Annotated in this window: 13 protein-coding genes and 2 tRNA genes; 6 read left to right on the top strand and 9 right to left on the bottom strand. The window is 62.9% G+C overall.

Annotated features, from left to right (window positions below; all coding sequences use genetic code 11):
• Positions 1–106: 106 nt before the first annotated feature.
• From ACN2XU_RS03950 to ACN2XU_RS03940, 3 genes are all read right to left on the bottom strand, one after another.
• A tRNA-Val gene (locus ACN2XU_RS03950) sits at positions 107–182 on the bottom strand.
• A 206-nt stretch (positions 183–388) separates the two neighbouring features.
• Positions 389–463: transfer RNA gene (locus ACN2XU_RS03945), tRNA-Val, on the bottom strand.
• 12 nt (positions 464–475) lie between these two features.
• Complete coding sequence (locus ACN2XU_RS03940) at positions 476–889, bottom strand: HU family DNA-binding protein (protein WP_419409099.1); 414 nt, start codon at positions 887–889, stop codon at positions 476–478.
• Between the two features lie 299 nt (positions 890–1,188).
• On the opposite strand from ACN2XU_RS03940, the gene ACN2XU_RS03935 reads away from it, so the two are divergent.
• Entirely contained in the window at positions 1,189–1,662 is a 474-nt protein-coding gene (locus ACN2XU_RS03935) for a tail fiber domain-containing protein (protein WP_419409098.1), read from the top strand.
• A 168-nt stretch (positions 1,663–1,830) separates the two neighbouring features.
• On the opposite strand, the gene lon is transcribed toward ACN2XU_RS03935, so the two are convergent.
• Positions 1,831–4,239: an endopeptidase La gene (gene lon, locus ACN2XU_RS03930; RefSeq protein WP_419409097.1), complete on the bottom strand. Its 2,409-nt coding sequence runs from the start codon at positions 4,237–4,239 to the stop codon at positions 1,831–1,833.
• Between the two features lie 389 nt (positions 4,240–4,628).
• On the opposite strand from lon, the gene ACN2XU_RS03925 reads away from it, so the two are divergent.
• The gene (locus ACN2XU_RS03925) at positions 4,629–5,285 is read left to right on the top strand and encodes a VPLPA-CTERM sorting domain-containing protein (protein WP_419409096.1); all 657 of its coding nucleotides are present in this window, start codon (positions 4,629–4,631) and stop codon (positions 5,283–5,285) included.
• A gap of 57 nt (positions 5,286–5,342) precedes the next feature.
• Here the strand turns inward: ACN2XU_RS03925 and tgt are convergent, their stop codons facing one another.
• Complete coding sequence (gene tgt / locus ACN2XU_RS03920) at positions 5,343–6,470, bottom strand: tRNA guanosine(34) transglycosylase Tgt (protein WP_419409095.1); 1,128 nt, start codon at positions 6,468–6,470, stop codon at positions 5,343–5,345.
• A gap of 233 nt (positions 6,471–6,703) precedes the next feature.
• Here tgt and ACN2XU_RS03915 point away from each other — a divergent pair, with 233 nt between their 5' ends.
• The 4 genes from ACN2XU_RS03915 (at position 6,704) to ACN2XU_RS03900 (ending at position 11,568) form a co-directional block, all read left to right on the top strand.
• The gene (locus ACN2XU_RS03915; protein WP_419409094.1) at positions 6,704–8,413 is read left to right on the top strand and encodes a glycosyltransferase family 2 protein; all 1,710 of its coding nucleotides are present in this window, start codon (positions 6,704–6,706) and stop codon (positions 8,411–8,413) included.
• Positions 8,410–9,369 (top strand): glycosyltransferase family 2 protein, encoded by a 960-nt coding sequence (locus tag ACN2XU_RS03910; RefSeq protein WP_419409093.1) that lies wholly within the window; start codon positions 8,410–8,412, stop codon positions 9,367–9,369. The genes ACN2XU_RS03915 and ACN2XU_RS03910 overlap by 4 nt, the downstream gene beginning before the upstream one ends.
• 220 nt (positions 9,370–9,589) lie before the next feature.
• On the top strand, positions 9,590–11,047 hold the full coding sequence (locus tag ACN2XU_RS03905) for a DEAD/DEAH box helicase (protein ID WP_500797235.1): 1,458 nt from the start codon (positions 9,590–9,592) through the stop codon (positions 11,045–11,047).
• Positions 11,048–11,202: 155 nt separating this feature from the next.
• Positions 11,203–11,568: a PilZ domain-containing protein gene (locus ACN2XU_RS03900; RefSeq protein WP_419409091.1), complete on the top strand. Its 366-nt coding sequence runs from the start codon at positions 11,203–11,205 to the stop codon at positions 11,566–11,568.
• A gap of 77 nt (positions 11,569–11,645) precedes the next feature.
• Here the strand turns inward: ACN2XU_RS03900 and ACN2XU_RS03895 are convergent, their stop codons facing one another.
• The 4 genes from ACN2XU_RS03895 to nuoN all read right to left on the bottom strand — a co-directional run bounded on the left by ACN2XU_RS03895 (position 11,646) and on the right by nuoN (position 16,424).
• On the bottom strand, positions 11,646–13,313 hold the full coding sequence (locus ACN2XU_RS03895; RefSeq protein WP_419409090.1) for a ribonuclease J: 1,668 nt from the start codon (positions 13,311–13,313) through the stop codon (positions 11,646–11,648).
• Complete coding sequence (locus ACN2XU_RS03890; RefSeq protein WP_419409089.1) at positions 13,310–14,104, bottom strand: type III pantothenate kinase; 795 nt, start codon at positions 14,102–14,104, stop codon at positions 13,310–13,312. Before ACN2XU_RS03890 ends, ACN2XU_RS03895 begins: the two co-directional genes overlap by 4 nt.
• 12 nt (positions 14,105–14,116) lie before the next feature.
• On the bottom strand, positions 14,117–14,848 hold the full coding sequence (locus ACN2XU_RS03885; RefSeq protein ID WP_419409088.1) for a biotin--[acetyl-CoA-carboxylase] ligase: 732 nt from the start codon (positions 14,846–14,848) through the stop codon (positions 14,117–14,119).
• Positions 14,849–14,981: 133 nt separating this feature from the next.
• Complete coding sequence (gene nuoN / locus ACN2XU_RS03880) at positions 14,982–16,424, bottom strand: NADH-quinone oxidoreductase subunit NuoN (RefSeq protein WP_419409087.1); 1,443 nt, start codon at positions 16,422–16,424, stop codon at positions 14,982–14,984.
• Positions 16,425–16,433 lie beyond the last annotated feature (9 nt).

Raw genomic sequence — 16,433 nt, 5'->3', positions numbered from 1 at the left:
ATGCCAAACCGCCGGCGAGATGTTCCTCTGCGGCGGCAACCGACACTGAACTTGCGACACGCCCTAAGACTGTCACACCATAAGTGTTTGTTTTCAAATGAAAGGATGGTGGGTGATGAGAGACTCGAACTCCCGACATCTTCGGTGTAAACGAAGCGCTCTACCAACTGAGCTAATCACCCGGTGACGGGGCTTTTAGCCAAGCGCGCGGACGGGCGCAAGAAGACTTGCGCAATTTCACCGCCGCAGCGCAAAAAATCCGTCGAAGCCCGCCGCCCCCATCACGTGATCCGTCAGGACCGACGCCTGTGACCCGTTGCCGGCCGCTCCATCTTTATTCATCCGACGATGCGAAAAGGGCCCCGGCTTGCACCGAGGCCCTTGAAACTGGTGGGTGATAAGAGATTTGAACTCCTGACATCTTCGATGTGAACGAAGCGCTCTACCACTGAGCTAATCACCCGTGACGCGGCTATTACCCCTCCTCGCCGGAAGGATCAAGAGGGTCTTGGCTGGAAATTTCACCTTGTTTTGGTTGACGCAGGCGCAGGTTGATCACGCGCGCGTTCGGCCGCTCCTTCACGGTCAGATGCCGGACCTTGCCGAGCGGCTGCAGCGCCAGCGGACGCCCCTCCGCGAGTGCTTGTCCCAGGATCGCAAGCGCCGCTTCGACCGCCGGTTTCGCATCGCGTTTGCGCACACCACTGCGCTCGACCACAAGGTCGATCAGTTCCGCTTTCCTCAGATCGTTCGGCGGCAACGCCACATGGGCCTCGCCATCCAACGTCAGCGACACGGCATGGGCCGCTTGTTCGGGCGCAGCCACGGGGGGCGCAGCCCTGCGCTTGCGCCGTGCGGCGGGCTTTACAGGTTTCGTCTCAGTGCTCATCTGTCTGCTCATTTCCGGCGACCCACAGTCCGGTGAGGGTGCGCGCGTTTTTTTTTGGCGGAGCGCCAAACCTGCGCCACGTGGCCCAAGTCTCCTGAATCCTAGCTCTGACAGCAGAAAAACGCCAGCACTTGCCTATCAGACCACGCCTCATAACGCTCAGATCCCCCATGGCCACCATCGGCAAAATCGCCAAAGACTAGCCAAAGACCGCATTTTGGATTACCCTAGGTAAAGCGGGGCACGGATTTTGAGCCCCGCCAGACATTTCAGATTTCCAACCTTTTTCGGGGGACACGATGAAAAAGCTCTTTCTTACGACCGCTCTCGCCACCGGTCTCGCCACGGCTGGGTATGCTCAGCAGGCGCAGCCAAAGATGTCACAAAACGCCCTGCGATCCGACATGATCGTCTCGTCACAATCGGCAGGCTCCTCCTCTGCGGTCAACCTGTTCGTACCGTTGATGTTCCTCGTGATCCTCGGGGTGGCGGCGGCCAGCGGTGGCGGTGGTCACAATTACTATTACATTCCCGGCTACGAAGGCCATTACGTCAGTGATGCCACCCTGAAAACGGACATCGCACGTGTCGGACAGACGGCGTCGGGCCTGCCGCTCTATCACTATCGCTACAAAGGCTACCCTGACGTCTTTGAAGGCGTGCTGGCGCAGGATCTGCTGACACTGCGTCCTGATGCGGTCACGCGCCACAGTTCCGGCACGCTGTTGGTCAATTATGACAAGATCGACGCCACGCTGCGCCTGATCCACTGAACGCCGCCGTTTCAACGGCTTCAGTCTTGGCAATCCGCATGGCTTGCGCGCGCCGGTGCTGCGCTCACGTCAAACATATTCCCAAGCTCGCATTCGCGAAAGCCCGACGAAAAAAGCGCCGCGTGATCCACGCGGCGCTCTTTACCGTTTCATGCCTGATCGGCAGCCTCAGTGCGCGGTGACACCAGCTTCCGAGTCCTTGGCCTTCGACGCCGCTGCGGCAGCAGCCTCTTCGGCTTCCTCGTCCCATTCAATGGGCGTCGGCGTGTCGATCAGCGCCAGCTTGAGCACTTCGGAGACATGCTTGACGGGGATGATTTCCAGCCCGTTCTTCACGTTGTCCGGCAGCTCCGCCAGATCCTTGACGTTCTCCTCCGGGATCAGCACCGTCTTGATGCCGCCACGGAGCGCCGCGAGCAGCTTCTCCTTCAGGCCGCCAATCGGCATGGCATTGCCGCGCAGGCTCACCTCACCCGTCATGGCGATATCCTTGCGGATCGGGATGCCGGTCAGAACCGACACGATCGACGTCACCATGGCGAGGCCGGCAGACGGGCCATCCTTTGGCGTTGCGCCATCGGGCACGTGCACGTGGATATCCATCTTGTCGAACTTCGGCGGCTTCACACCGATCTGCGGCGCGATGGAGCGCACATAGCTCGATGCGGCGTCGATCGACTCCTTCATCACATCACCCAGCTTGCCGGTGGTCTTCATCCGGCCCTTGCCCGGCAGGCGCAGCGCCTCGATGTGCAGCAGATCGCCGCCCACAGAGGTATAGGCAAGCCCCGTGACGACGCCCACCTGATGCTCATCCTCGGCCAGACCATAGCGATGCTTGCGCACCCCAAGGAAGTCATCGAGGTTCTCGGAGGTGACATGCACAGTGTCCGTTTCCTTCTTGACGATCTTGGTCACAGCCTTCCGCGCCAGTTTGGCGATGTCGCGCTCAAGGTTCCGCACGCCCGCCTCGCGGGTGTAGTAGCGGATCACGTCCACCAGAGCCGCATCATCGACCATGAACTCCTTCTTCTTCAGACCGTGATTCTTGATCTGCTTGTCCAGAAGGTGCCGCCTGGCGATCTCCAGCTTCTCATCCTCGGTATAGCCCGACAGCGGGATGATCTCCATCCGGTCCAGAAGCGGCCCCGGCATGTTGTAGCTGTTCGAGGTGGTCACGAACATCACGTTCGAGAGGTCATACTCGACCTCCAGATAGTGATCCACAAAGGTGCCGTTCTGCTCCGGATCGAGCACTTCAAGCATGGCCGACGCCGGGTCACCGCGGAAGTCCTGACCCATCTTGTCGATTTCATCGAGCAGGATCAACGGGTTGGTCGTCTTGGCCTTTTTCAGCGCCTGAATGATCTTGCCTGGCATGGAGCCAATATAAGTCCGGCGGTGACCGCGAATTTCACTCTCGTCCCGCACGCCGCCAAGCGAGATGCGGATGAACTCGCGTCCGGTCGCCCTGGCCATCGACTTGCCCAACGAGGTCTTGCCCACACCGGGAGGACCGACGAGGCAGAGGATCGGACCCTTGAGCTTGGCCGAGCGCGCCTGAACGGCGAGATACTCGACGATCCGCTCCTTGACCTTCTCCAGGCTGTAGTGATCGGCGTCCAGAACATCCTGCGCCTTGTTCAGATCTTTCTTGACCCGCGACTTGGTGCCCCACGGGATCGACAGCATCCAGTCGAGATAGTTGCGCACGACGGTCGCCTCTGCGGACATCGGCGACATGTTCTTGAGCTTCTTCAGCTCCGCATCGGCCTTGTCCCGGGCTTCCTTCGACAGCTTCGTTCCGGCGATCTTTTCTTCGAGTTCGGCAATCTCGCCTTCGCCCTCCTCGCCGTCCCCCAGCTCCTTCTGAATGGCCTTCATCTGCTCATTCAGATAATACTCGCGCTGGGTTTTCTCCATCTGCGATTTCACGCGCGTCTTGATCTTCTTCTCGACCTGCAGAACGCTCATCTCGCCCTGCATCAGGCCATAGACCTTCTCAAGTCGCTCGCTCACGCTCAGCGTCTCCAGAAGCTCCTGCTTCTGCGGCACTTCGATACCCAGATGCCCGGCGACCAGATCGGCCAGCTTCGCAGGCTCCTGCGCCTCGCCGACGGCCGTCAGAGCCTCCTCGGGGATATTCTTCTTGACCTTGGCATAGCGCTCGAACTCTTCGGCGACGGTGTTCGTCAGCGCCTCGACAGCGGCCTCATCGCCCGGCATCTCGGTGAGGTACTCGGCGGAGGCTTCGAAGAAGTTCGGATTGTCGATATACTCGGCGATGCGCACCCGGCTCTGCCCCTCGACAAGCACCTTCACGGTGCCATCGGGCAGCTTGAGCAGTTGCAGCACATTGGCCAGAACCCCGGCCTTGTAAATGCCGGAGGTTTCCGGGTCGTCCTCGGATGGGTCGATCTGGGACGCAAGCAGGATCTGCTTGTCGTCGTTCATCACCTCTTCCAGCGCGCGCACGGATTTGTCTCGCCCCACAAAGAGCGGCACGATCATGTGCGGGAACACCACGATATCACGCAGCGGCAGCACCGGGTAAGAGGGATTGAGGGGAAGTTTCATGCTCGTATCCTGTTCTTGGCAAGGGCTCCCTGCCCCGCGTTGCGGCAGCGTCGGAACCCTCCGGTCTCGGATTATGTAGATGGGGCAGGTTAGCAGATTTTCAACCCGGCCCGCCCCGGCAGGTTGGCGCACAGAATGGCGTCAGCGGATCATGGGCGCAAGAGGGGTTTTCCGACCGATTTGTCACAAGACGCCCGCGACACGGCGCATCGCCATCTGGCCCCGCGGTCACGGCAGACCTCGAAAACCGTGCCTTCCAGCACGCGCTGTCCGGAACGGAGGCCGGCGATCGGGAGGCACTCAGCGGATAGATCTTGCCAGATATTCATACCGCGGATAAATTCTATCCAATTCCCGGAACTGTCCCTTTATTAAAGACGAGTTTATCCATGTTCAAATCACACGTGCTCGGCACGCTCAGCGTGCTTTTTCTGGCCGCGCCCCCTGCCTCCGCCGCCATCGTCAACGCCATCCAGAATGGCACATTCGAGTCCGGCTACACCGGCTTCACCACCGAATACACCTATGGCCTGCTCAGTTGCTGTGCACAAAGAGCCATTGTGGCGCCGCACATCAACAGCGCCTTCTCCAACAACTCCAATCAAGGGACGCGCGGCGGCGATCACACCACCGGCACCGGCCTTGCGTTGTTCGTGAACGGCTCCACCGAAAACACCAAGGCATTCTGGAAGCAAACCGTCAGCACCGTGGCAAACACGGAATACACCTTCGGCGCCTGGGGCGCCCTGTGGTTTGGCGGCGCGGTGTCAACGGGGCTGCGGATCAACGGCACGATGGTCGGCTCCTACGTTATCAGCGGGGCCTTGGACGTCTGGTCCTACGACTCGCTGACATGGAATTCCGGCACCGCAACCACTGCAACGCTGGAATTGGTCAACCTCTCCACGGCATTCTCGGGCAATGATTTTGCGGTCGATGATCTGAGCTTTACCGGTCAGATCTCCGAGGTCCCCCTGCCCGCCGGTCTGCCGTTGCTGGCCGCCGGTCTCGGCTCGCTCGGCCTGCTGCGCCGCAAGCGCGGCTGATGCGCGCACCAGTCGTCTCCCTGACAAACGCGTCGGGCGACACTCTCCTGCTGCCACCTAAAGTGGCGCGATATCACCGCCCGCCCGGACCGCATGAAAATCCTCTTCCCATGCGTCAAAGCGCCCCTCGGCAATGGCACCGCGCATCCCGTCCATGATCTGCTGGAAATAATGCAGGTTGTGCCAGGTCAGCAGCATGCCGGAAATCATCTCATGCGAGCGGAACACATGATGCAGATAGGCGCGGCTGTACCCGGTACAGGCCGGGCAAGAGCAGGCCTCATCCAGAGGTCTGGGATCATCCGCATGGCGCGCATTCTTGATATTGACCACCCCATGCCGCGTGAACGCCTGCCCGGTCCGCCCCGAACGCGACGGCAAAACGCAATCCATCATGTCGATGCCACGCTTCACCGCGCCGACGATATCGTCGGGCTTGCCCACGCCCATCAGATACCGTGGCTTGTCCTCGGGAAGAAAGCCGGGCGCATAATCGAGACAGCCGAACATCGCGGCCTGTCCCTCACCCACGGCGAGGCCGCCCACCGCATAGCCGTCAAAACCAATCGCCTTCAAAGCCTCCGCGCTCTCCTTACGCAGGTCCTGCTCCAGCCCCCCTTGCATGATGCCAAAGAGCATATGCCCCGGCCGATCCCCGAACGCATCGCGCGACCGCTGCGCCCACCGCATCGAAAGCCGCATGCTCTCGACGATCCGATCACGATCCGCCGGCAGCGCCGGGCATTCGTCAAAGGCCATGACGATATCAGAGCCGAGCAGTTTCTGGATCTCCATCGACCGCTCCGGGCTGAGCATGTGCTTGGAGCCATCGATATGCGAGGAAAACCGCACGCCCTCTTCCGTCAGCTTGCGCAGCCCTGCCAGCGACATCACCTGAAACCCGCCTGAATCCGTCAGGATCGGCCGCTCCCAGTTCATGAACCGGTGCAGCCCGCCAAGCCGTGCAATCCGCTCCGCCCCGGGACGCAACATAAGGTGATAGGTATTGCCCAGCAGGATATCCGCGCCGGTCTCCCGCACGCTGGACGGCATCATGCCCTTGACCGTTGCCGCGGTGCCCACCGGCATGAACGCCGGCGTCCGTATCTCACCACGCGGCGTCTCGATCACGCCAAGCCGCGCCCGGCCGTCCCGGGCCTTTATCGTAAAGGATGTCTGTACCATGCCGCCTCCTTTGCCCCAGCCAGCCTGGCTTGAAAAGCCCTCATGCTTCTTCTCTGTCCAAATATCCAACGGCTCCCTAAACCAAAAGCGCCGCGGTGACCGGGTCCATGCACCGCCCGCCAAGCCGAACCGGATCACAGCGCGTCGCAGACGCACATTTTAACAGCCTGCCGCTTGCCGAAGTCCGCGCAGCCCGCCAAACTGCCGCCATGAGCAGCACATATCCAGGCGGAATGCCCGCGCTTCTTGCGCAATACGAAACACGCCGCGACGCCTTCAGCTACGCTCCCGGAGAGGGGCTTCCCCCGGCAGGCATCGACCTTGCACCGCTGGCCGAACAGGTCATCGCGGACCCGGAGAAGGACCCGCGCGAGGCCGCGCCCTTCCGCTCGTCCTACCACCGCAAGCGCTTTGCCCTGCGCCAGGAACTCACCGGTTTGTCCGAGCTTGCCTATCTCAACGGCATCCTCATCGCTCACCTGCGCAAACGCACATGGCCCGAACAGGCCCCTGCGCTCTTTGTCCGGCTCTGGGCCGACCATGCGGCGCATCTGATCGAGCAGCTCGACGCGCGCTGGCTGGTCTCGGCCATCACCACCTTCGGCGATCATGGCACGACGGCCACACAGCGCAGCACCGGCCTCGCCCTCAGCACGCTGTTCGGCGCCATGAAGCTCTACGAGAGCGAGCGCCTGTATTCCGGCCACACACCCGATCAGCCCTTCACCCTGGAGGGCAAGGCCCGCGCCAAGCTGCCGCTGGAAATGGACAGCTACGCGCTCACCTCCGGCGGGCTCGACGTCAACCTGATCGCGCGGCTCTGGCAGGAGGCGGCGGGCGATGCGACGGTTGCCCCCCTCGCGCATCGCCTGCTGACCCTGCTGATCGAGGATGACCGCACCGTCCTGCGCCGCCTGATGACCATGCGCCAGCGCAAGACCCGGCGCGAGGCCGCACAGAAGACCGGCTCCAACATCGCGCCCGCACCTGCGCGCGCCGCCAAGCTCACGCCCGAAACCCTGCGTTGGGGACTCGTCAGCACGATAAAGGCACCGCTGCTCCAGATCGCCCGGTTCGCCGCGCATCACATCGAGATGGGCGCCCATGCACTCCACCTGCATCTTGACGAGCCGGACGCGAAGGCCGCCGCCTTTCTCACCCGGCATCCGAATATCCGCGTCATCCAATGCGATGAGGCCTATTGGCAGGCCACCGGTCGCCGCCGCATGGAAGAGCATCAGCGCCGACAGGCCTACAATGCCACCCGCACCCTGCGCGAGAGCGGCGAAAGCCTCGACTGGCTCGGCCATATCGACGTCGATGAATTCCTGATCAGCGAACGCCCGATCGCCGAGACCCTCGCCGCCGTCGGCCCCGCCAATGTCATTGCCCGCATTCCCCCCGCCGAGGCCCTCGCCGTCGAGACGGGCACGCCAATTCACTTCAAACTCACCCACAAACAGGCGGGCGTGAAGAAAGCGGAGTTGCAGGAGGTCTATCCAACCTTCGGTATGCACCTTTACGGCGGGTTCCTGTCGCACACCTCCGGCAAGGTGTTTGCCCGCACCGGCATCCCGGACACCCGCCTTGGCATTCACACGATGAAATTCGGCGGCGCGGACACCACCAACCGCATCAAACCGCCGGGACTGTTTCTGGCGCATTTCCACGCGCCCAGCTGGGATCACTTCCGCAGGCATCTGGACTTCCGCAAGACCAAAGGCTCCTACCGCCCGCGCTCCGACCGCCCCGAACTCGGTCAGGCCGAACTGCTGAGCTTTCTGGCCGAGGAAGAGGGCGAGCTTGGCCTGCATACGTTTTTCGAAGAGGTCTGCGCCGACACCCCGGCACTTCGCGAAAGACTCGCCGCGCGCGGCATGTTGCTGACCCATGACTTCGACCTCGACGGGGCCGTCACCCGCGTGTTCGGGGCCGGGCCATGACCGCCTTGCCCACATGGGGCACCGTCTCCACCGTCAAGGCGCCGCTTACGGCCATCCTCGATTTCGCCGCATGGCACCTCGAACTCGGCGCGCACCGGCTCTATCTCTATCTCGACGACCCCACCCCGCAGACGGAGGCCATCCTGTCCGCCCATCCGAAAATCCGCGTCTGGCAGACCGATGCGGCCTGGTGGGAAAAGCGCGGCGGTCGCCCGGACAAGCATCAGGTCCGGCAATGCCGCAACGCGCGCCATGCAAACAACCGCAAACCGGAGGTCGACTGGATCGCCCATATCGACGTTGACGAATTTCTCCTGCCCGGCTTCCCTGTCGCCGAACAACTCGCCGGGCAAAGCGCCGACACGCTTTGCGCCCGCGTGCGCCCCGTCGAAGCGCTCGCCCCCGGACCGGGCACCGCGCCGCAGGGCACCGCTTTCAAGGCCTTCCACCTCGATCAGAGCCGCCGCCAGCAGGCGTCGGAGGCGTGCTTTCCAACCTTCGGCGCGCATCTTTCCGGCGGCTTTCTGAGCCATGTTGCGGGCAAGCTCTTCTTTCGCAGCGGCCTGAAAGGGCTCGATATCAAGATCCACAACGTCACCCTCGACGGCGTGCAAAACCCCGGTCAGGTCGAGCTGACCGGGTGTGAGCTTGGCCACTTCCATGCCGCCGACTGGGACCACTTCATCGCGGCCTATCGCTTCCGCCTGCAGCGGGGCTCCTATCGCGCCGAGCTGAAACCGCAGGTCCGGCGTGGCGATGCGCTCAACCTTCACGATCTCTTTGACCTGATCGAACGCTCTGGCGGCGAGGACGCGCTGCGCGCCTTCTACGCCGAAGTCTGCACCGCAACGCCCGCCCTGTGTGACCGACTTGAAGAGCACGGCCTGCTGCGGCGGCGCGTGATGAACCTGCCCGGCCTGCGCCACAAACACTTTCCCGTCGTCAATCCGAGGTAAAATCGCCCGACTGTTGCCAGAACGGGCATAAATCGCTGCGCTTCTTGTCAAAGCAAAGCAGGCCGCAATTGACCTTTGCCCCAGTTTTGACTAGGCAGGCGCACACGAGTCATGAACGCGGCGCATCGCGGGGTCATACGGGCCTTGACTCACATACGGACGCGCAGGCCATGGATAGAGTGCCTGCCTTGATCGGACAGGCATGACTGACACCAACACGATACCGAAATTCGCAGACCTCAATCTGAACCCCAAGGTCCTAAGGGCCATCGAGGAAGCCGGCTATGAGACGCCCACGCCGATCCAGGCTGGCGCCATTCCCCCGGCCCTTGAGGGACGTGACGTGCTTGGCATCGCCCAGACCGGCACTGGCAAAACCGCCTCCTTCACCCTTCCGATGATCACCATGCTGGCCCGTGGCCGCGCCCGCGCGCGCATGCCCCGCAGCCTCGTGCTCTGCCCGACCCGCGAACTCGCGGCGCAGGTGGCGGAGAACTTCGACGTCTACGCCAAGAACGTGAAGCTGACCAAGGCCCTGCTGATCGGCGGCGTCTCCTTCAAGGAACAGGACCAGCTGATCGACAAGGGTGTTGACGTGCTCATCGCCACGCCCGGTCGCCTGCTTGACCATTTCGAACGGGGCAAGCTGATCCTTTCGGACGTCAAGATCATGGTCGTCGACGAGGCCGACCGGATGCTCGACATGGGCTTCATTCCTGACATCGAACGCATTTTCGGCCTGACGCCCTTCACCCGTCAGACCCTGTTCTTCTCCGCCACCATGGCGTCGGAAATCGAGCGTATCACCAATACTTTCCTGTCGTCTCCCGCCCGCATCGAGGTCGCGCGTCAGGCCACCGCGTCGGAGACCATCGAACAGCATGCTGTCTTCTTCAAGGCCTCCCGCAAGGACCGCGAAGGCAGCGAAAAACGCCGGGTCCTGCGCGATCTGATCGATGCAGAGGGCGACAAGCTGACAAACGGCATCATCTTCTGCAACCGCAAGGTTGACGTGGACATCGTCTCCAAATCGCTGTCGAAATACGGCTATGACGCGGCGCCGATCCACGGCGATCTCGACCAATCGCAGCGCACGCGGACTCTCGATGGCTTCCGCGAAGGCAAGCTGCGCATCCTCGTCGCCTCCGACGTTGCCGCGCGCGGCCTCGACGTGCCCTCGGTCAGCCATGTGTTCAACTACGATGTCCCCGGCCACGCAGAGGATTACGTCCACCGCATTGGCCGGACCGGGCGCGCCGGGCGTGCAGGCAAGGCGCTGATGATCGTTGTGCCGCGCGACGAAAAGAACTTCGCCGCCGTCGAAGCCTTGATGCAGAAAGAGATCCCGCGCGTCGACGCCTCGATCAAATCGAACGCTCCGGCCAAGGCAGAAGACAAGGCCGAGCGCCCCGCGCGCACTGAGACAGCGCCTGTCAAGGAGGAGGCTCCGAAGACACAGGCCGAGTCGCCCAAGGGCGAGGACGAAAGTGCCAAGAGCCGGACGACCCGCAGCCGTGGCCAACGGCCCGAAGCCGACAAGCCGACCCGCCATGATAAGGCGCCGCGCAACGATCGGAACAATGACCGGGGCAACCGCCGCGACTCCAACGTTGTCGGCATGGGCGATCACATGCCCGAGTTCATCGCCCTGAGCTTCGACGAACGCCGCGCCGGCTGAGACACGGCGATCCCGACCCGCGGCGCATGCGCGCGGGTCGGGCCCTTCCCCACAGTGCGCATCCGCGCGCCTTGGGAAATTCGTTCCGCACTTAGCGAAGCGTTTACAAAATCCGCGATATCCTGACCACACCCTCTGTGTGCCAAAGGATTGTCATGACGGATTTTTCCAATGCCCTCGGGGATATCTCATTCGAAGGCGGGCGCGCAGAGCCCGACACCCAGTACCGCAAGATGCGCGAGGATGAACGTCTCGCCTGCTGCCTGTCGGCCCATGCCGTTCAGGATGGCGTTCAAGTGCCCTGCATCGTCGTCGACATCTCAAGCAGCGGCGCACAGCTGTGCTACGACCCGCAGTCAAACCTCTGCACGCAGGACAAGCCGCTGCTGATCGACACCCCCGAAATTGGGCGTTTGCCCGTTGCGCTGCAATGGTGCGAAGGGACGCGCATCGGCGTCAGGTTCACGAACACCGCGCTCAACCCGGCGCTTCTGCACAGAAAACTGTCGGATGGGCCCTAGGGGCCACCTGCCGAACGCGCCCCGCGCAACAGGCCGCCACGCCTCGGGCGCGATGCGGCCTGCATTGCGGTTCGGGCTTACATCAGGCGGCTGACCACGACCGTCACTTCCGGCTTTTTACCAATCTCGTTCTGACAGGTCTGACGCACGATCCGGCGCATACCCTCTTCGAGCTTGTCATCATCGGTCAGCGTCTTGCTGCCTGCCCGGCCCAGCCATTGCGTCAGGTCCTCTTCGAGCACATCCGTGAGCGGCGCACGCGAGCGTCCGGTTTCCGCCAGGCCCATCAGCTCACACCACGGCTCGCCCAGCGGCTCGTCATCCTCATCAATCAGCACCGTCACCACCACATGGCCATTCAGCGCCATGCGAATCCGGTCACGCACGATCCCGTCCAGCGCACCGATCTTGACGCTGCCATCGAGATAGGTGCGTCCGGTGTCGATGTAGTCCACCACCTTCGGCTCATTGCCGCTGAGGTCGATCATCATACCGTTAACTGCCAAAATCCCGGCGCGCCCCTTGCTCTGCGTCAGCTTCACATGCTCGCGCAGATGGCGGTGTTCGCCGTGCATCGGCACCACGACCTGCGGTTGAACCACATCCTGAAGCGTCTCAAGGTCAGGCCGGTTCGCATGGCCGGAGACGTGGTAAAGCCCGTTTGAATCGTCAATGACATCAACGCCTTGCTCGGAAAGCTGGTTCATGATGCGGATCACGCCGCGCTCGTTTCCGGGGATCGTCTTGGACGAAAACAGAAACACGTCCCCCTCCTTCAGCGACATGCCATGATACTTGCCGCGCGCCAGTTGCGCGCTCGCCGCACGGCGTTCCCCCTGCGATCCGGTCACAAGCAAAAGCAGGTTCTCGCGCGGGATCTGGCTCGCCTCTTCGGGCTGGATCACCTTGGGAAAGCTGCTCAGAACGCCGGTTTCCACCGCCGCTTCGATCATCCGCCGCATCGCGCGCCCCATAAGGCAGATCGAGCGCCCGGCGCGATCCCCCGCCTCGGCCAGCGTCTTGACCCGCGCCACGTTGGAGGCGAACGTCGTGGCCACAACCATATGCGGCGCCTCGGCGATCAGTTTTTCGACGTTCGGTCCAACCTCAGCCTCCGACCGGCCCGGATTGGGCGAGAAGACGTTGGTTGAATCGCAGATCAGCGCCTTTACACCGTCCTTTGACACCTCGGCCCAAAGCGCCGGATCCCAGGCCTCACCAACAAGCGGCGTCACGTCGAGCTTGAAATCGCCCGAATGCACGATCCGCCCTGCCGGCGTGTCGATGACAAGCGCACTGCTCTCAGGAATCGAATGCGAGATCGGCAGGAAGCCAACGGTAAAGGGCCCCTCCGTCACCGTCTCCGGCCAGGCGGATGCGGTGCGCACCGCTTTTCCCTCGACGCCGTATTCGTTCAGCTTGTGCCGCGCGATATTGGCGGTGAACGCCCGCGCATAGATCGGCGCGCCGAGATCCTCGAAGGTATGGCCCACCGCGCCCACATGGTCCTCATGGGCATGCGTGATGAAGATCGCCTCGATCCGGTTGCGGTTTTCCTTGAGCCAGGTGATGTCCGGCAGGATCAGATCGACACCGGGGCTGCCGTCCATATCTGGAAACGTCACCCCAAGGTCCACGACGATCAGCCGCTCCTGCCCCGGTTTGCCATATCCGTAGACATAACAGTTCATGCCGATCTCGCCGGCGCCCCCAAGGGGAAGATAGATCAGTCGTTCATCGCTCATGCGTTTTGGGCCTCTGCCTCTGTCATGTCTTTGTTATAGGCGTGGATGACCGTGAGACCATGCATGGTCAGATCATCCTCGATTGTGTCGAAAAGCAAATCACCGCTGGCGAAGAGCGGCGCGAGCCCCCCCGTCCCGATGACCTTCATCGGACGGCCGTATTCGGCTTTTATGCGTGTCGTGATGCCCTGGATCAGGCCGACGTACCCCCAGAACACGCCGGACTGGATACAGCCGACCGTGTTGGTGCCGATCACCTTGTCGGGCTGGGTGATGTCCACATGCGGCAGCGCCGCCGCGCCCTGGTGCAGCGCTTCAAGGCTCAGGTTGACCCCCGGTGCGATAACCCCGCCAACATAGGCGCCATCCTCGGCGACCACATCGAAATTCGTTGCCGTGCCGAAATCCACCACCACGCAATCGCCGCCATGGCGATCAAAGGCAGCGGCCGCATTGGCCAACCGGTCCGGCCCGACACCGGTCCCCGCATCGACACGCGGCGCATGGGGCAACAGGCACTCCGGTTTGCCAACCACCATCGGACGGCAGCCGAAAAACCGATCCGCAAAAACCCGCAGGTTCCACACCACGCGCGGCACCGTCGAGGAGATGATCACATCGGTGATCTCCGCGTTGATGCCATAGTGATTGACCAACGTCGAATACCACGTGAAGTAGGCATCCGCCGTGCGGCTGTGATGGGTCGACGTCCGCAGCGTGCACAGGAATGCCGTCCCGTCCCAGATGGAAAAGACGGTATTGGTGTTGCCACAGTCGATGCAAAGCAGCATGAGCCGCCCCTTTCAGAAAAACACGTCCGCCGCGGCAATCGCGCGACGGGCTTCCGAGGTCTTTAGGACAAGATTGCCCCGCTCGTCCACCGTCTCGAACGTGCCACGGTGTTCGGAGCTGCCGGTGCGGGCGACAATCTCCTCCCCGATCCGTGCCGCATGGGACAACCACGCCTCGCGGATCGGCGCAAACCCGTAGGCCACAAACGCCGCCTCCCGAAGGGCATAGGACGCAGCCAGCGCTTCAAACAACGCCTCCGGCGCCACCCGGCGACCAGTCTCCGCCAGCAGCGACACCGGCTGCACCGCCTCCGGCTCCACCAGCTCCGCGCCCGGCGCCGCGATCAGGTTCACCCCGATGCCAATCACCAGATGCCCGGCGACGCTTTCAAGCAGGATCCCGGCCAGCTTGCCGCCATGCAGCAGCACGTCATTCGGCCATTTCAGCGCCAGACCCGTGGCATCCCCCACAACCGCCGAAACCGCATCATAAAGCGCAAGCGACGCCACGAAGGATCGCAAGGCCACCACCTCCGGCGCCTCCGACGGCCGCATCACCAGAGACGCCGCAAAATTTCCGGGCGGGTTCACCCAGGCCCGGCCCCGCCGTCCCCGTGCCGCCGTTTGGCGCAATCCCAGGATCCACTCCGGCCCCGCCAGCGTCCCGGCAATCCGCGCGCCCTCGGCATTGGTGCTGTCCACCTCCGCCAGAACCCGGCGCCCATACCCCTCCGGCCAAGCCATGCCCGTCCCCTTGTCTCTTTGGTCCTGAAATACCTCGGGGTCCGGGGCAGCGCCCCGGCACGCCGCAGGCGTTCCCTAAAAACGAAGCGACGCGCCCGAAGGCGCGTCACCGTGTAACAACCCGTGCGGGGTCTCAGTTCACCAGCGTCGCCGCCGCGGCCTGTGCCATGCCTTCGATCCCGAAGAGGTTCACCACCCCGACCACCATGATCACCGCCGAGGCCATCAAGAAGCCCCAGAGCACGGGCGATTTCCCCCCGTCCAGAGCATCTTCGCGGTCCTCGCCGAAATACATGTAGTAGACGATCCGCAGGTAGTAGAATGCGCCAATCACGGATGCGACCACGCCGGCCACCGCCAGCCACGCCATTCCGGCCTCATAGGCCGCGCGCAGCACGTACAGCTTGCCGAAGAAGCCGACCAGCGGCGGCACGCCCGCAAGGCTGAACATGAGCACCAACATGGCCAGGGCCTTGCCGGGCTCTTTCCTGGAATACATGCCAAGCGCCGCGATATCCGTCACCGGCTGGCCATCGCGCTCCATCGACAGGATGAAGGCAAAGGTCCCGACGTTCATCGTCACGTAGATCGCCATGTAGATCAGCATCGCCTGCACGCCAAGCGCCGTGCCCGAGGCAAGCCCCATCAAGGCAAAGCCCATATGCGCGATCGACGAATAGGCCATCAGGCGTTTGATGTCGGTCTGGCCGATCGCCGCCACGGCGCCATAGAACATTGACAGCACCGACAGCAGCGCCACGACCTGCCCCCAATCCTGCGTCGCGCCGCCAAAGGCGTCGTGCATCACACGGGCAAAGAGTCCCATCGCGGCAACCTTGGGCGCGGTGGCAAAGAAGGCCGTGACCGGCGTCGGCGAGCCCTGGTAGACGTCCGGGGTCCACATGTGGAACGGCACGGCAGAGACCTTGAACGCCAGACCGGAGATCAGCATGACGAGACCGATCAGCAGACCCACGGAGAGATCGCCCTCGCCCGTGGCCGCGATGATCCCGGCGAAATCGGTGGTCCCGGCGAAGCCGTAGACCAGCGAGCAGCCATAGAGCAGCAGCCCCGAGGACAGCGCGCCCAGCACGAAATACTTGAGACCCGCCTCCGTGGACTTGATCGAGTCCCGGCGCAGCGAGGCCACGACGTAAAGCGCGAGCGATTGCAGCTCCAGCCCCATATAGAGCGACATCAGGTTGCCGGCGGACACCATCATCATCATGCCCACCGCGGCCAGCGCCACCAGAATGGGGTACTCGAAGCGCAGCAATCCGCGCTGCTCCATGTAGCCCTCGCTCATCAGCAGCACGGCGGCCGCCGAAAGCAGGATCATCACCTTGGCAAAGCGGGCAAACCCGTCGTCGATGAACATGCCGTCGAACGCCGTATGGCCGTTGCCGCCCGCAGTTCCGAGCCACACCGCCAGGAGTACAAAGACCCCCGACGTCGCCCAGACCAGCACCGGCGCCAGCTTGTCCTTGCCGGTGTAGACCGCCCCGACGAGCGAGACCATGGCATACACCGCCAGGACGATTTCCGGCAGGATTGTATTGAGATCAGCCGAGATCATGGCCCCGCC

It is taken from the genome of Pacificoceanicola niger, assembly GCF_048553275.1.
GTDB lineage: Bacteria > Pseudomonadota > Alphaproteobacteria > Rhodobacterales > Rhodobacteraceae > Pacificoceanicola.
The sequence above is the reverse complement of the archived record's forward strand: the minus strand, read 5'-3'. Positions and strand labels throughout refer to the sequence as shown.

Bases quoted from the DNA above. Each gene is read 5' to 3' on its own strand.
- ACN2XU_RS03940 (WP_419409099.1), bottom strand. From the start codon at position 889: ATGAGCACTGAGACGAAACCTGTAAAGCCCGCCGCACGGCGCAAGCGC.
- ACN2XU_RS03935 (WP_419409098.1), top strand. From the start codon at position 1,189: ATGAAAAAGCTCTTTCTTACGACCGCTCTCGCCACCGGTCTCGCCACG.
- lon (WP_419409097.1), bottom strand. From the start codon at position 4,239: ATGAAACTTCCCCTCAATCCCTCTTACCCGGTGCTGCCGCTGCGTGAT.
- ACN2XU_RS03925 (WP_419409096.1), top strand. From the start codon at position 4,629: ATGTTCAAATCACACGTGCTCGGCACGCTCAGCGTGCTTTTTCTGGCC.
- tgt (WP_419409095.1), bottom strand. From the start codon at position 6,470: ATGGTACAGACATCCTTTACGATAAAGGCCCGGGACGGCCGGGCGCGG.
- ACN2XU_RS03915 (WP_419409094.1), top strand. From the start codon at position 6,704: ATGCCCGCGCTTCTTGCGCAATACGAAACACGCCGCGACGCCTTCAGC.
- ACN2XU_RS03910 (WP_419409093.1), top strand. From the start codon at position 8,410: ATGACCGCCTTGCCCACATGGGGCACCGTCTCCACCGTCAAGGCGCCG.
- ACN2XU_RS03900 (WP_419409091.1), top strand. From the start codon at position 11,203: ATGACGGATTTTTCCAATGCCCTCGGGGATATCTCATTCGAAGGCGGG.
- ACN2XU_RS03895 (WP_419409090.1), bottom strand. From the start codon at position 13,313: ATGAGCGATGAACGACTGATCTATCTTCCCCTTGGGGGCGCCGGCGAG.
- ACN2XU_RS03890 (WP_419409089.1), bottom strand. From the start codon at position 14,104: ATGCTGCTTTGCATCGACTGTGGCAACACCAATACCGTCTTTTCCATC.
- ACN2XU_RS03885 (WP_419409088.1), bottom strand. From the start codon at position 14,848: ATGGCTTGGCCGGAGGGGTATGGGCGCCGGGTTCTGGCGGAGGTGGAC.
- nuoN (WP_419409087.1), bottom strand. From the start codon at position 16,424: ATGATCTCGGCTGATCTCAATACAATCCTGCCGGAAATCGTCCTGGCG.